General features: G+C 64.0%; 14 protein-coding genes. 7 read left to right on the top strand and 7 right to left on the bottom strand.

Annotated features, from left to right (window positions below; all coding sequences use genetic code 11):
• Positions 1-16 precede the first annotated feature (16 nt).
• Positions 17-148 carry a hypothetical protein gene (locus HV770_RS39355; RefSeq protein WP_281366198.1) on the top strand — a complete coding sequence of 44 codons (132 nt, stop codon included), beginning with the start codon at positions 17-19 and terminating at the stop codon, positions 146-148.
• Here HV770_RS39355 and HV770_RS07885 read toward each other — a convergent pair.
• Entirely contained in the window at positions 130-1230 is a 1101-nt protein-coding gene (locus tag HV770_RS07885; RefSeq protein ID WP_175158877.1) for an NADH:flavin oxidoreductase/NADH oxidase, read from the bottom strand. The genes HV770_RS39355 and HV770_RS07885 overlap by 19 nt on opposite strands.
• Before the next feature lie 88 nt (positions 1231-1318).
• Here HV770_RS07885 and HV770_RS07880 point away from each other — a divergent pair, with 88 nt between their 5' ends.
• On the top strand, positions 1319-1648 hold the full coding sequence (locus HV770_RS07880) for an ArsR/SmtB family transcription factor (protein ID WP_175159172.1): 330 nt from the start codon (positions 1319-1321) through the stop codon (positions 1646-1648).
• A gap of 21 nt (positions 1649-1669) precedes the next feature.
• Here HV770_RS07880 and HV770_RS07875 read toward each other — a convergent pair whose 3' ends face one another.
• A complete protein-coding gene (locus HV770_RS07875) occupies positions 1670-2056 on the bottom strand; it encodes a response regulator (RefSeq protein WP_425497385.1) in 387 nt (128 codons plus the stop codon).
• A gap of 670 nt (positions 2057-2726) precedes the next feature.
• Between HV770_RS07875 and HV770_RS07870 the strand changes: the two genes are divergently transcribed.
• Complete coding sequence (locus HV770_RS07870) at positions 2727-2981, top strand: hypothetical protein (RefSeq protein ID WP_168666618.1); 255 nt, start codon at positions 2727-2729, stop codon at positions 2979-2981.
• 279 nt (positions 2982-3260) lie between these two features.
• Here the strand turns inward: HV770_RS07870 and HV770_RS07865 are convergent, their stop codons facing one another.
• The 3 genes from HV770_RS07865 to HV770_RS07855 are packed head-to-tail and all read right to left on the bottom strand — an operon-like array spanning position 3261 to position 6265.
• Positions 3261-3572 (bottom strand): AtuA-related protein, encoded by a 312-nt coding sequence (locus HV770_RS07865; protein ID WP_175158876.1) that lies wholly within the window; start codon positions 3570-3572, stop codon positions 3261-3263.
• A 1-nt stretch (position 3573) separates the two neighbouring features.
• Complete coding sequence (locus HV770_RS07860; protein ID WP_425497380.1) at positions 3574-4935, bottom strand: acyclic terpene utilization AtuA family protein; 1362 nt, start codon at positions 4933-4935, stop codon at positions 3574-3576.
• 25 nt (positions 4936-4960) lie between these two features.
• Positions 4961-6265: a CitMHS family transporter gene (locus HV770_RS07855; protein WP_175158875.1), complete on the bottom strand. Its 1305-nt coding sequence runs from the start codon at positions 6263-6265 to the stop codon at positions 4961-4963.
• A gap of 98 nt (positions 6266-6363) precedes the next feature.
• On the opposite strand from HV770_RS07855, the gene HV770_RS07850 reads away from it, so the two are divergent.
• Positions 6364-7269: a LysR family transcriptional regulator gene (locus HV770_RS07850; RefSeq protein WP_175158874.1), complete on the top strand. Its 906-nt coding sequence runs from the start codon at positions 6364-6366 to the stop codon at positions 7267-7269.
• Between the two features lie 80 nt (positions 7270-7349).
• Here the strand turns inward: HV770_RS07850 and HV770_RS07845 are convergent, their stop codons facing one another.
• Together HV770_RS07845 and HV770_RS07840 are read right to left on the bottom strand one after the other, a co-directional pair.
• On the bottom strand, positions 7350-8120 hold the full coding sequence (locus HV770_RS07845; RefSeq protein WP_175158873.1) for a tetratricopeptide repeat protein: 771 nt from the start codon (positions 8118-8120) through the stop codon (positions 7350-7352).
• A gap of 83 nt (positions 8121-8203) precedes the next feature.
• Positions 8204-8476, bottom strand: coding sequence for a hypothetical protein (locus HV770_RS07840; protein WP_175158872.1), 273 nt, complete (start codon positions 8474-8476; stop codon positions 8204-8206).
• A gap of 329 nt (positions 8477-8805) precedes the next feature.
• On the opposite strand from HV770_RS07840, the gene HV770_RS07835 reads away from it, so the two are divergent.
• From HV770_RS07835 to HV770_RS07825, 3 genes are all read left to right on the top strand, one after another.
• Positions 8806-11076, top strand: coding sequence for a DUF3141 domain-containing protein (locus HV770_RS07835; protein WP_175158871.1), 2271 nt, complete (start codon positions 8806-8808; stop codon positions 11074-11076).
• A gap of 79 nt (positions 11077-11155) precedes the next feature.
• Positions 11156-12097: a phosphate acetyltransferase gene (locus tag HV770_RS07830; RefSeq protein ID WP_175158870.1), complete on the top strand. Its 942-nt coding sequence runs from the start codon at positions 11156-11158 to the stop codon at positions 12095-12097.
• Between the two features lie 9 nt (positions 12098-12106).
• A complete protein-coding gene (locus tag HV770_RS07825) occupies positions 12107-13285 on the top strand; it encodes an acetate/propionate family kinase (protein ID WP_175158869.1) in 1179 nt (392 codons plus the stop codon).
• Positions 13286-13287 lie beyond the last annotated feature (2 nt).

Here is a 13287-nt window from a genome sequence, read left to right as displayed (position 1 = left end):
GTTCCGCGCGCCGTGCATGGCGCGCGTCGAACGTCAAACCCGCATGGCGCAAAAAAAGCGCCGTTCACCCACCGCATTCAACAGCGGGCAAACGGCGCTCATCGGCACCACCGACTTCAGTTCAAACGCTTACGACGCGACCGCGTAACGCTCCAGCCAATGCGCGTACGGCGCGGGCAGCGTCCACGACGCGCGCTCGATGCCGAGCTTGCGCGCCGCATGATACGGCCAGTGCGGATCGGCCAGATGCGCGCGGCCGACCATCACCAGGTCGAGCTGTTGGTTCGCAACCGAGCGGTCCGCCAGTTCCGGCGTATCGATTCCCCATGCGGACGAAACCGGAATGCACGCCTCGCGGCGCACGCGCTCCGCGATCGGCGCGAGAAACGCGGGCGCCCAGGGAACCGCCGCGGTCGGCGTGGAGAAGCCCACGCTCACGCTCAGCATGTCGAGCCCTTCACGCTTGAAATTTTTCGCGAGTTCGATCGACTCCGCGAGCGTTTGCTCGTCGCGTCCGTCGTATTCGACCACGCCGAAACGTGCGGTCAACGGCAGATGCTCGGGCCAGACCTTGCGCACGGCGGCCAGCGTTTCCAGCAGGAAGCGGCTGCGGTTTTCCAGGCTGCCGCCGTACGCGTCGTCGCGTTGATTCGAATGCGTCGAGAAGAAGCTCTGGCCGAGATAGCCGTGCGCGAAGTGCAGTTCGAGCCATTCGAAGCCCGCGTCGCGGGCGCGCTTCGCGGCCGCGACGAAGTCTTCGCGGACCCGTGCGATGTCGTCGAGCGTCATCGCCTGCGGCACTTTCGGCAGATGCGCGCCGAACGCAATCGCCGACGGCGCGATGGTCTGCCAGCCGCGGCTGTCGTCGGCGGCGATGTGGTCGTCGCCCTCCCACGGACGGTTCGCACTGGCCTTGCGGCCCGCGTGACCGATCTGGATGCCCGGCACCGAGCCGGCCGCCTTGATCGACGCCACCACCGGCGCGAAAGCCTGCGCCTGCTCGTCGTTCCAGATGCCGGCGCAGCCTGGCGTGATACGGCCTTCCGGCGACACCGCCGTCGCCTCGACGATTACCAGCCCCGCGCCGCCGCGCGCCAGACCGGCGAGGTGCACGCGGTGCCAATCGTTGATCAGGCCGTCTTCGGCGGTGTACTGGCACATCGGCGGGATGGCGATTCTGTTGCGCAAGGACACGTCCTTGAGTTTGTAGGGCTGAAACAATGCGGACATCAAGCTAAACTCCCACTAGATAGGCTTGTACGATAGTTCGATAAACATCGAACTACGGAGTATCGCAGAAACCTCTACTATTTGCAGAATGCGCACTTATACCCACCCTGCCGCCGAGGACTTCACCCTCGAGCGGCTGTTTCATGCTCTGAGCGACCCGGTTCGCCTCGAAATCGTCCGCCAGCTGTCCACCGTGGATGAAGCCACCTGTGGCGAACTCGACGGCGGCCGGCCGAAGTCGAGCGTGTCCCATCATTTCCGGATCCTGCGTGAGGCGGGACTGGTGCGCACGCGCGTGGCCGGCACCGTGCATCAGAATTCGCTGCGCAGAGCGGAACTGGACGCTCGGTTTCCGGGTTTGATGGAGGCGATCGTTCGGCAGATCATTGCGCAACCGGTGGCAGGGGAACCGGCTTGAGCCGAACCGCCGCAACCCGCCCTATTCGCGCCACAGCCTGCGCATCAACGCAAGCAAAGCGGTCGGCGGCGTGCCTTTTTGACAGTAGCCGTCGAAATTGTGACGTGCCCTGCCAGTTTCCTTGACGTGATCCTCGTCGAGCGAGGTGAACGCAACGATGCCGAGACTTTGCGTGGGCAGATAGCTGCGCAAGGCGCTCGCCGTTTCGTAGCCGTCACGCTCGGGCATCATGATGTCGAGCACGACGACGTCCGGCACCCAGTCCCGTACGCAACGCAGCGCATCCGCGCAACTGAGGGCGGCGCGGGCTTCCACGCCTTCGTAGGAGAGATAGGTAGCGAGCGCTTCGGCCGCGCCGGCATTGTCATCGACGACGAGAACGCGCGGCACTTCGTGCAATACGCGGATTTCGCGGGCGCTCCACCTTTTGCAACTAGACAGGGATCGAGACATGTAGGGGCAACGTGCGAGAAAAACGACAACGCTGAGCAAATGGTGTACCAAGGCGGCACGCGGCATCCGGCGCTGATGATCCGCCAAAGCGCTTGGACCGGGCAATGCCTTAGCGACGTTCGGCTTTCAACACAGCAGACATATTCACGAAATGTGACGCTGCAATTTTCTCGCTGAGTTGCAATTGTTTTTATTCACGCGATTTATTGAACACGTAGTTCGCGCAAACGTTGTCCGTGCCCACATTGCTCTCGTCATACTTAAGCACCCGATGGAGAAAGGTAACAGTTACCAAATGATATTCGACAACTTTACAATGGACTTTCTTAGATTTGAGATTGGAGGGCACGCATGGTTCTATATCACCGTGGCGCGGCGATTCAGGCGTCGAGTGTCAGATACGGCCACACATTCGTCGCCCGCGCCTGCATTCTGAAAGAAGACGGGGAATCCACGTCCCTAGGGGATCTGGGGCAGTTCGCGAGTCCCGCGTGCGCCTATGAATTTGCGGTGCGCTGTGCAAGTGCTTTTGTGGACGGCATGCCGATGCCTCGTTGCCCATTCGGAAAATCGTCGCACGTGGACGAAACAGTTAATAACTAAAGCGCAGGCAAAGGGGGATGCCATGTACAAACCTGTATTAAGCCGCTTTCAATATACGCGCCGGCACGGCAAGCAACGCACCTATGACATCACAGTCAATCTCGTGCAAAAGGCTTCCGGCGTTTGCACATATGCCGCATGGGTGCATTATCAAGCTGAATTCAAGGGTTCGGGATTGATGCTGCCACTCGTTGCCAATACCCCTGATGCCGCCGTGCGCGAAGCACAGATGCGCATTCAGGAAGACATCGACAATCTGATCGGTATCGTCGAGTAGGGAATAAATCTGGCCGGCGCAATGCAGAATGGACTGTGCAGGCGCGGCCTGTGTGTCCTATAGCGGCAATCCAAGCGATAAGGTGAGCGGCACGGTTTTCGTCATCACGCCCGGCAGAATTGCAACGCGCGGACGATTACGAAGTCGCCGCCTGTCGGCGCGACCGCGTCGTGCTCACATTGGGCATGGCGGCGTGGGTGTATGTCGATGCACAGTCGCCACGCCGCGGCGAACAGAAGCGTTCGAGTATCGCCCTTCGCCGCGCGCCGCGTGTTTCATTCAAGGCAAATCGGCAATATCCAGCGCCATCAACGCCGAGCTCAACGACTTGCCATGCGCATCGAGCGCGAGCGAGCGCGTGACACCGCCGCCAAGCGCCTCGCCCAGTACGAAATTGAATGCCGCGAGATGCGGCAATTCATAGCGCACGACCTCGCCACGCACCACGTCGCGCAAATGCGATTTCACGCGATCCGCTGATAACTGGCGCCGCAGATGTTCATAGTGGCTAGCGTCGTAACAAATGACCGACACGTTCAACGTATTGCCCTTGTCACCCGTTCTGGAATGGGCAAGTTCTCGCAGTTTCATTTCATGCCTCCACAAACTCGAATGCCGGATCGACGTCGACGCGTGGCAGCAATACGGATTGAACCGCGAGAACTTCTCGCGTCAACCGGCTGACGCCTCCGCCGCCTGCGGGTCCATTCGTATAGAGTGTTTCCACTTCGTTGCCAATCCGCAGCGCTTCCTCGGCCGACGCGGTGCGCCCAGTCACGCGCGCGCGCACTTCGTTCGGCTCTGTGCCGCCCGCTGTGCCCGCGGTCTCGCCATGCAACGCGTTCACACCGATCAGATCGAATCGCAACTCACTCGTCTGGACGCCGGTCAGTTGCAGCCGCTCACGCACGATGTCGAGCGCGAGCCGGCCGCGCGCGACAGCGCCCGGACCGCCATACGAAATCTGTCCTTCTCCGATGTATCCGTCGGTATACGCCACTGAAACCTTGAGCGTATCGGTGCGCGGCGTGCCGCGTCCGCCAGTCACGCGGACACGATCCGGCGCTTCCTCACTTACGCGAACGCCGGTGAAATCCGCCACGACATCGGGCTGCAGATAGCGCGCCGGGTCGTGAATCTCATAGATCAGTTGCTCCTTGCAGGTCGCCTCGGTCACGCGACCACCCGCCTGCGCGACTTTCGTGACGATGACGGAACCATCCTCGCTCACCTCGCCAATCGGAAATCCGAGACGGGCAAGATTCGGCACGTCCTTGAAGCCCGGGTCGGCGAAATAGCCGCCCGTCACCTGCCCCGCGCATTCGAGCAAATGCCCGACGACGGTCGCTTGCCCCAGCGTGTTCCAGTCGTCCATCTTCCAGCCGAATTCGTGGATCAGCGGCGCGGTGAAAAGCGACGGGTCCGCCACGCGCCCCGTCAGCACGATATCCGCGCCGGCCGCGAGCGCGGCGACAAGCGGCGCGGCGCCGAGATACGCGTTCGCCGAAACGATACGATCGTTGAGCGACGCGACGCTTTGCCCCGACTCCTCGAAATTGAAATGACCTCGCTGAACGACGTCGAGCACATCATCGCCGGTGACCGCGGCGATCTTCAGCCCGCCAAGTCCGAGTTCGCGCGCGATCTGCGCGGTTTTGCGCGCGGCCGCTCGCGGATTCGCCGCGCCCATGTTGGAAATGATGCGCACGCCGTTGCGCGCGGCGATCGGCAACACGGCCCTCATGCGCGCCTCCAGCAGCGGATCGTAGCCAAGTTCAGGGTCTTTGCGGCGGCTCTGCTGGGCAAGCGCGATCGTCCGCTCGGCAAGGCATTCGAACACGAGGTAGTCGAGCTTGCCGGATTCGGCCAGTTCGACCGCGGGCTCGATCCGGTCGCCTGAATAACCCGCGCCTGCGCCGATGCGCACGCGGCGTGGGTATTGAGTTGTCATCATACAGATACCGCCTGTCGAAAAGGACTCAAAGGGGAAACACGCCGAGCACGACGCACGCGATGGTCATGACGATCGACGCCCCGAACAGCAATGGAAAGCTGAATTTCTGGTGATCGGCGAGATCGATACCGCACAGCCCGACGACGAGAAACGTCGCAGGCGTGAGCGGACTCACCGGAAAACCCGTGGTCATCTGGCCGAGCAACGCGGCCTGGCCGACGTGCACCGCCGGCACGCCGAGCTGTCCCGCGACTTCGGCCACCACCGGTAGTACGCCGAAGTAAAAAGAATCAGGATCGAACAACATACTGAGCGGCATCGACACGAGGCCCAACGCGACAGGGATATGGCTCGCCATCGCCTGCGGGACAAAGCCGACAGCCGCCTGCGCCATTGCCTTGAGCATGCCGCTGCCCTGCATGATGCCGGTGAATACGCCCGCCGCGAGAAGAATGCCGGCCATCATGAGCGCGGCGCGCGCATGTGCGTCGATACGCTTGCGCTGCATCTCCACGTTCGGATAGTTCACCATCAACGCGATGCACAGGCCCACCATGAACATGATCGCGGGCGGGACCTTTTCGCCGAGCACGACCATCGTGCCGAGCACCAGCAGCGTCAGGACAATGTTGAACCAGAAATTCTTTGGCCGCCGCAGCGCCTGTTCTTCCGGTGTAAGTTCGCGCCTCGGCATCGGCACCGCGCCGTCCGCGCGGCGATACCCGAGACGCTTTTCTTCGCGCCGGCCGAGCCAGAACGCCATGCCGAACACAAAGACGAGTCCGACGATCTGCACGGGAATCAGCGGATTGAACAGCGCCGAGATCGGCAGATGCAGCGACGCCGATGCGCGGATCATCGGCCCGGTCCACGGCAGAAAGTTGATGCCCGCCGCCATCGAAACCGCGGCGGCAAGCACGCGCCGATCCATTTTCAGGCGATCGTAGAGCGGCAGCATCGCGGGAATCGTCACGAGAAAGCACACGGCGCCGGAGCCGTCCAGATGAATCAGCAGCGCGAGCAGCGTCGTGCCCATCACGATGCGCGTCGGTCTCGTGCCTACCGCGCGCAGTATCCGGTCGATGATCGGGTCCAGCGTGCCCGCGTCGGTAATGGTGCCGAAATACAGAATCGCGAACACGAACATGCCGACCACCGGCGCCAGATTCTTCAATCCGTCGATCACGAATTTGCTCGTCTGAAAGCCGAACCCGCCGATCAGCGAAGCGGCAATAGGCACGATGATGAGCGCGACGAGCGGCGACATGCGTTTCGAAAGGATCGCCCCCAACAGGACGACGATGGTTGCCAGCCCCAGCAATGGAAGCATGAGCTTGTCTCCAGATTTGTCTTTTAGTGGGCCCAGCGTAATTTCGCGCCTACAATAAAGCAATTGAAATGATTTGATTGCAACGATCACAAAACGTAATGGATCTGACCTTCCGCGATGTTCGCGCGTTCATCGCCGTGGCGCACGCGGCTAGCTTCACGCGCGCCGCCACGCGCCTGAATGTCTCGCAGCCCGCGCTGACCGTGCAGATTCGGCGTCTGGAGCAGACGGTTGGCGTGCGGCTGCTGGACCGCAACAGCAGGAACGTCACGCTGACACCGGCGGGGCGCGAACTCTTGCCGGTGCTGCAAAAGTCGCTTCAGGACATGGAGCATGTATTGAGCGACGCCCGCGCGCTCGGTGAAGGGACGAGCGGTACGGTGAGACTCGCGTGTCTGCCGACCTTTGCCGCAAGCGTGCTGCCCGAACTGATCCAGGATCTGAAGCAGGTGGTGCCGCGCGCACGCTTCTACATTCGCGACGTCGTGGCGGACCGAGTGAATGCATTGGTGCGCAGCGAAGAGGTCGACATCGGATTGACAGGCGGCGATCTCTCCGACACGGCATTCGAAGTGTTGCATGCCGGCGTCGATCGCCTGGTGGTGGTGTGCCCGAAAGAGCATCCGCTGGCCCGCGGGCGGCGCGTGAAGCTCGACGAGCTTGCCCGCGTGCCGCTCGTGCTGACGGCACAGGGGACGAGCGTCAGAGCGGTTGTCGATGCCGCGTTTGAAAACTGCGGCTACGCGCCTGAGATCGCGTGCGAGCCGACCTACATGATGACTGCGGTAGCGATGGTGCGCGGCGGCCTGGGTGTGACGATCCTGCCTGCCACGGCGCGGGAAGTGCTCGCCGAACCAGGGCTGGTCGCAAGGCCGATCGGCGACCAGGCGTTCGTGCGGCCGATCACACTGATCAAGAAGCGCGGGCGCACGCTGCCTCCGGTCACGGAAAAGTTCATCGCGGCGATGAAGAAGAAAATAGGCGCGACGCGTCGCCGATCATAGAGGCGTGGTGAGGCGAACAAACCCAGCGCGAGCCGAAACTCGCTGTCCGGCGACTCGCTCTTTAACCGTTCGCTAGCCGCTCATCTGCGGGTCGATGCCGTCGCCAACCCGCTTTGTGCGCGCTGCAGCCACTCGCGGTTGTGCTCGCGTGCGTGGCGCGGCCAGTGTTTGGCGTCCTGAACGATTTCCGCGTACAGGTGATCCGCTCGCTGACGATCCGCCGCATCCGGCTGCGCCGCCAGCCAGTCCGCGAACAGACAGCGCGGCGCCACGTCGTTCGCGCAGATCAATGCCTGTTCGAAGGCGGCACGTGTTCCGGGCGACCCCAGCGCGGCGAGCGTGCGGGCATACAGCAACGCCGGCTCGCCTTGATTGCGGGCCTGCGGATTGGCCGCGAACAGGCTTGCCAGCGTCGCGTCGGCCGCCGTGTAGTCGCCCATCGCAAACTGCGCGCGACCCAGGCCGAGCAGTAACGCCGGGTCGTTGGCGAACGGCCCGTTCGCGGCGGCTTGATAGTGCTCGAGCGCTTCGCTGGCGTTACCCACTGCCAGCAGGGCTTCGGCGAGCCGCATACGGTGCTGGACCGTAGGCGCGCGGTCGAATTGCGCGCGCGCCTCGCGCACCGCGCGATTGGGATCGACGAACTGCGTGATGGCTTGCGTGGCCGCACGCGCGCCGCGCGATTGGCGCAGGCTCGGCAGGTAGATGGCGAACAGATAGACCACGCTGCCCAGCATGGGGAAAGCGAACAGAATGAAAAGCCAGTACAGACCCTGCCGGCTGCGCACCGCATGCACCGCAAAGCAGATCGCGACGATGACGTGAAGACCGATTCCAAAGAAATATGGCATGTGTATTTAACCTTCGTTGATCCTTCGAGCCGATGAGAGCACCTGCCGGACATGGCCGCGCTAATCCTTTATCGACGAGTTTATTACAGCGGGGCGTTCGGGCAACGCTCAACTCCGCCGAATACCTTCAGGCATTCGGCCAATACACGTTGACCGACATTAACCGGATTGCTTTCCAGAATAAAACGCAGGTGAAAAGGGAGCGCTTCTCCCAAGGGGCGTTCTTCGTCCTGTTCGGGCAGCACAGGCAATCTGTCCGCTGGCGCGCGCGAGCCTTCCTCGACTTTTCTCGTGGATCGCTTCAGGCGAAGTGCAAATACGCTGCCGCCAGTTTCCGCATAAAACGGGCTCGCCAAGCCCACGCGACGCGGCACGCACCGCGACAGCGCGCTCGCTGCACGCACTCGCTGGGCATTTACGGTTTGCCAGTGGAAACTTCACCGTCTACACTGGGTTGGCTGGTGCGGCGCAACACGCGCCGTGGCGAGTCCATGTCACGCTTGTGACACGCCACGGCGAGGCTCGCGCGCGGCGTCGTTGCGCTGCCCGTTTTATCGCTGATCCTGGTGAAAACCGCGCTTTTGAAGGCGCGCCCTGTCTCGCCCAGTTCCGCGCCAGCCGCGTCATATCGCGCACATGGATGCAACAGGGCCGGGCCGACTATCTGAGGGAATTCGGAGCGACGATGACCCAGCCACAACCGCAATCCGCCCCGCCTGACTTTGGCGCTTCCCCCATTTCTTATGGCGTGCCGCTCGTGCAGGCCGCCGTCGAGTACTCCATCGACGCCTGGCAACGCGGCGTCCTGTTCGCCGACGTGCTGCGCGAGCGCGGCAACCAGTATCAGGCGCACCTGCTCGACGATACGCCCAACGTGCTCGACTTCGCCGCCGAGTTGATCGTCGACGGAAGAACGTTGGCGCGGCCCGTCAACTATGGCCTCGTGCGCATCATCGCCCCCGACGACCTCAAGCCCGCGCGCGACGCCGCCAGCGCGCGCGATCCAGGGCGCCTGCGCCCGTTCGTCGTCTTCGACCCGCGAGCGGGGCACGGCCCGGGCATCGGCGGATTCAAGCGCGAAAGCGAGATCGGCGCCGCCCTGCGCGCCGGACACACATGCTACTTCGTCGGCTTTCTGCCCGACCCGGTGCCGGGCCAGACCGTCGAAGACGTCATGCGCGCCGAAGCGACGTTCCTCGAAAAAGTCATCGAGTTGCACCCGGACAGCCCCGGCAAGCCCGCCGTGATCGGCAATTGCCAGGCCGGCTGGCAGGTGCTGATGACAGCCGCGATGCGGCCTGAGCTGTTCGGCCCGATCATCGTCGCCGGCGCGCCGGTGTCGTATTGGGCCGGCTGGCGCGGCAAGAATCCGATGCGCTATTCCGGCGGACTGCTCGGCGGTTCATGGCTCACCGCGCTGACCGGCGACCTCGGCGCCGGCCGCTTCGATGGTGCGTGGCTCGTGCAGAACTTCGAGAACATGAATCCGGCCAACACGCTGTGGCACAAGCAGTACAACCTCTACGCGAACGTCGACAGCGAAGCGCAGCGCTATCTCGGCTTCGAGAAGTACTGGGGCGGCCATGTATTCCTGAACGCGGCGGAAATGCAGTACATCGTCGATAACCTGTTCGTCGGCAACCGGCTCGTTCAGGGCGAAATCGTCACGTCGGACGGGATTCGCCTCGATCTGCGCAACATCCGTTCGCCGATCGTCGTGTTCTGCTCCTACGGCGACAACATCACGCCACCGCCGCAAGCGCTCGGCTGGATCACCGACCTGTATCGCGACGACGCCGATGTTTTCGCCCACGACCAGACGATCGTGTATGCCACGCACGACAGCATCGGGCACCTCGGCATTTTTGTGTCGAGCAGCACGGGACGCAAGGAGCATCACGAGTTCGTCAGCAATATCGATCTGATCGATCTGCTTCCGTCGGGTGTGTATGAAGCGCAGATGGGCAGGAAAGCCGCCACCACGCTCCACGCGGAACTCGTCGAAGGCGAGCATGTGCTGGCCGTCACGCGGCGCAGCGTCGACGACGTGCGCGCGATCGTGCAACCCGACCCGGCGAGCGACCGCCGCTTCGCGACGGCCGCTTACGTGTCAAACCTGAATCTCGACCTGTACCGCAGCTTCGTGCAGCCATGGCTGCACGCCTGCACGACGCCGTGGTCCGCGGGTCTGGCCAGCCGGTTCCATCCGCTGCGCGTGCCCTACGAGTCCTGGTCCGACCGTAATCCGCTCGCGTCGAGCGTCGCTCATCTCGCCGACAGCGTGAAGCAGGAGCGCAAAAGCGTCGCCGCCGACAATCCGTTCTGGCAGATGCAGACGCTCATGTCGAATGCGATCGAAGCCTCTCTCGATTACTACCGCGACATGCGCGACGCGGCGGTCGAGCAGACGTTCGAGACGATCTACGGCGCGCCCTGGCTGCAGGCGCTGGCGGGCCTGCCCGCCGCGGGCAGCAACGAAGAAGCCACCGTGTCGCAGCCGGACGCGGCGCAGGAACCCGACGCGGCAATCGTGGCCGAGCATCAGCGCCTGCGCGCGGCGATGACGACGGGCGGTCTGATCGAAGCGAGCGTGCGCGCGTTGCTGTTCGTGCGCCGCACGCATGGCGAAGCCGACGAGCGCCGCTTCAACCTCGCGCGGGCGCTGCTCGGCACGCTCTCCGATCGCGGGATTCTGGCGTTCAAAACGGTGGTGCGCGAGCAGGCCGCGTTGCTGCGCTTCGACAGCGACGCCGCGATCGAAGCGCTGCCCGGCATGCTGAAGGGCGTGCCGTCGGCGCAAGTACGCTCCGCCGCGCATCACCTCGAGCAGCTCTCCGCGACACTCGTCCTCGATGAGCAGGAACGCACCGACCTCGATCGTGTGCTGGCCATTTTCAAGACCGCGGAGAAAGCGAAAACGATGCAGCGTAGCGAGGTTCGTCAGAAGGTCGAATAACGTGCGCGTCATTGTCTGTTCGCCCGGCGCCGCATCGTCGCCGGGTGCCCATCACGTTGAGGCATCGAGGGTCCGTCACATGGAACACAAGCGCGAGAAATACGAACGGCTCGTCTCGTTTGCCGCAACGCTGCCGCCAACGCCGACGGCGGTCGCGCATCCCGTCGATCACGATTCGCTGTCGGCGCTCATCGAAGCGGCGCGGCTCGGGCTGATCGCACCGATTCTCGTCGGACCACGCGCGAAGATCATGGCCGCGGCGCAGGCAGGCCATCTCGATCTCGGCGATCTGCCGATCGTCGATGCGCCGCACAGCCACGCCGCCGCGGCCGCCGCCGTGCAACTCGTGCACGAAGGCCTGGCACAGGCGCTGATGAAGGGCTCGCTGCACACCGACGAACTGATGGCCGAAGTGGTTGCGCGCGGCACCGGGCTGCGCACCGAACGCCGCGTGAGCCATTGCTTCGTGATGGACGTGCCAGGCCGCGAGGACGCGCTCATCATCACCGACGCGGCCGTCAACATCTCGCCGACGCTCGACGAGAAGCGCGACATCGTGCAGAACGCGATCGATCTGGCCTACGCGCTGCGCTTTCCTGAGGCACGCGTCGCGATTCTCTCGGCGATGGAGACCGTCAACTCGAAAGTGCCGTCGACCCTCGACGCGGCCGCGCTGTGCAAGATGGCCGACCGGCAGCAGATCACGGGCGGCATCCTCGACGGCCCGCTCGCGCTCGACAACGCGATCAGCGTCGAGGCCGCGATAATCAAGGGCATCGCGTCGCCCGTCGCGGGGCGCGCGAACATCCTCGTGGTGCCGGATCTCGAAGCGGGCAACCTGCTCGCCAAGAGCCTGTCGTTTCTCGCGGGCGCGGACGCCGCCGGCATCGTGCTCGGCGCGAAAGTGCCGATCATTCTGACGAGCCGCGCCGATTCGGTGATGACGCGGCTCGCCTCCTGCGCGGTAGCTTCGCTCGTCGCGCTCGCGCGGCGCGAGGCGCTAGCCGCCGCCGTCGTCTGAGGCGGCGGCATGGACGTCATTCTTGTCATCAACTCCGGCTCGTCGAGCATCAAATTCCAGGCGTTCTCGGTGAACGGCGCCACGCTCGATCCGATCGCGGGCGGCAAGCTCGAAGAGCTTTACACCGCGCCGCGCCTGCTGGTGAAGCGGCACGACGGCGAAGTGATCGACGATCGGCGCTGGCCGGCGGGCGAACGCCTCGGTCACGACGACGCGATCGCGTTCCTGTTCGACTGGCTGCGCGCGCACGCCGGCGCCTCGACATTGGTGGCCGTCGGCCATCGCGTCGTGCATGGCGGGGACCGTTATGCCGAGCCCGTACGGGTCGACACTGAAGTGCTGGCCGCGCTCGAAGCGCTCGTGCCGCTTGCGCCGCTTCATCAGCCGCACAATCTCGCGGCGATCCGTTCGATCACGGCGCGCAATCCTCTCGTACCGCAGATCGCCTGCTTCGACACTGCGTTCCACCACACGCAGCCGGCCGTCGCGACACGCTATGCGCTGCCGCCTGACATCACGAGCCGCGGCGTGCGGCGCTATGGTTTCCATGGTTTGTCGTACGAGTACGTGGCGAGCGTGCTGCCGCAATTCAGCGAGCGGGCGGCGCGCGGCAAGACGGTCGTGCTGCATCTCGGCAACGGCGCGAGCATGACGGCGCTGGATCAAGGCAGGAGCGTCGCGAGCACGATGGGCTTCACCGCCGTCGAAGGACTCGTGATGGGCACCCGCTCGGGCAGCCTCGACCCCGGCGTCGTGCTGTGGATGATCGAACAAGCGCAGATGGATGCACACGCGATCGGCTCGGTGCTGTACAAGCGCTCGGGGCTGCTCGGCGTCTCCGGCATTTCGAGCGACATGCGCACGCTGCTCGCGAGCGACGCGCCCGCCGCGGCCGAAGCAGTCGATCTGTTCTGCTACCGGATTTCGCGCGAACTCGGCTCGCTCGCAGCCGCGCTCGGCGGACTCGATGCGATCGTGTTCACCGCGGGTATCGGCGAATATGCGGCGCCGGTTCGTGAACGCGTGTGCCGCGCAGCCGCGTGGCTCGGCGTGTCGCTCGATGCGGGCGCGAACGCGCGGCACGGGCCGCGTATCAGCGATGCGCACAGCGCCGTCGACGTTTGGGTCATTCCGACCAACGAGGAACTGATGATTGCCCGGCACACGCTCGAACGATTGGAGGCATAAGT

The sequence above is a fragment of the Paraburkholderia fynbosensis genome (assembly GCF_902859935.1).
In the GTDB taxonomy this organism is placed as follows: Bacteria; Pseudomonadota; Gammaproteobacteria; order Burkholderiales; family Burkholderiaceae; genus Paraburkholderia; species Paraburkholderia fynbosensis.
The sequence above is the reverse complement of the archived record's forward strand: the minus strand, read 5'-3'. Positions and strand labels throughout refer to the sequence as shown.

Bases quoted from the DNA above. Each gene is read 5' to 3' on its own strand.
- HV770_RS39355 (WP_281366198.1), top strand. From the start codon at position 17: ATGGCGCGCGTCGAACGTCAAACCCGCATGGCGCAAAAAAAGCGCCGT.
- HV770_RS07885 (WP_175158877.1), bottom strand. From the start codon at position 1,230: ATGTCCGCATTGTTTCAGCCCTACAAACTCAAGGACGTGTCCTTGCGC.
- HV770_RS07880 (WP_175159172.1), top strand. From the start codon at position 1,319: ATGCGCACTTATACCCACCCTGCCGCCGAGGACTTCACCCTCGAGCGG.
- HV770_RS07870 (WP_168666618.1), top strand. From the start codon at position 2,727: ATGTACAAACCTGTATTAAGCCGCTTTCAATATACGCGCCGGCACGGC.
- HV770_RS07865 (WP_175158876.1), bottom strand. From the start codon at position 3,572: ATGAAACTGCGAGAACTTGCCCATTCCAGAACGGGTGACAAGGGCAAT.
- HV770_RS07860 (WP_425497380.1), bottom strand. From the start codon at position 4,935: ATGATGACAACTCAATACCCACGCCGCGTGCGCATCGGCGCAGGCGCG.
- HV770_RS07855 (WP_175158875.1), bottom strand. From the start codon at position 6,265: ATGCTTCCATTGCTGGGGCTGGCAACCATCGTCGTCCTGTTGGGGGCG.
- HV770_RS07850 (WP_175158874.1), top strand. From the start codon at position 6,364: ATGGATCTGACCTTCCGCGATGTTCGCGCGTTCATCGCCGTGGCGCAC.
- HV770_RS07845 (WP_175158873.1), bottom strand. From the start codon at position 8,120: ATGCCATATTTCTTTGGAATCGGTCTTCACGTCATCGTCGCGATCTGC.
- HV770_RS07835 (WP_175158871.1), top strand. From the start codon at position 8,806: ATGACCCAGCCACAACCGCAATCCGCCCCGCCTGACTTTGGCGCTTCC.
- HV770_RS07830 (WP_175158870.1), top strand. From the start codon at position 11,156: ATGGAACACAAGCGCGAGAAATACGAACGGCTCGTCTCGTTTGCCGCA.
- HV770_RS07825 (WP_175158869.1), top strand. From the start codon at position 12,107: ATGGACGTCATTCTTGTCATCAACTCCGGCTCGTCGAGCATCAAATTC.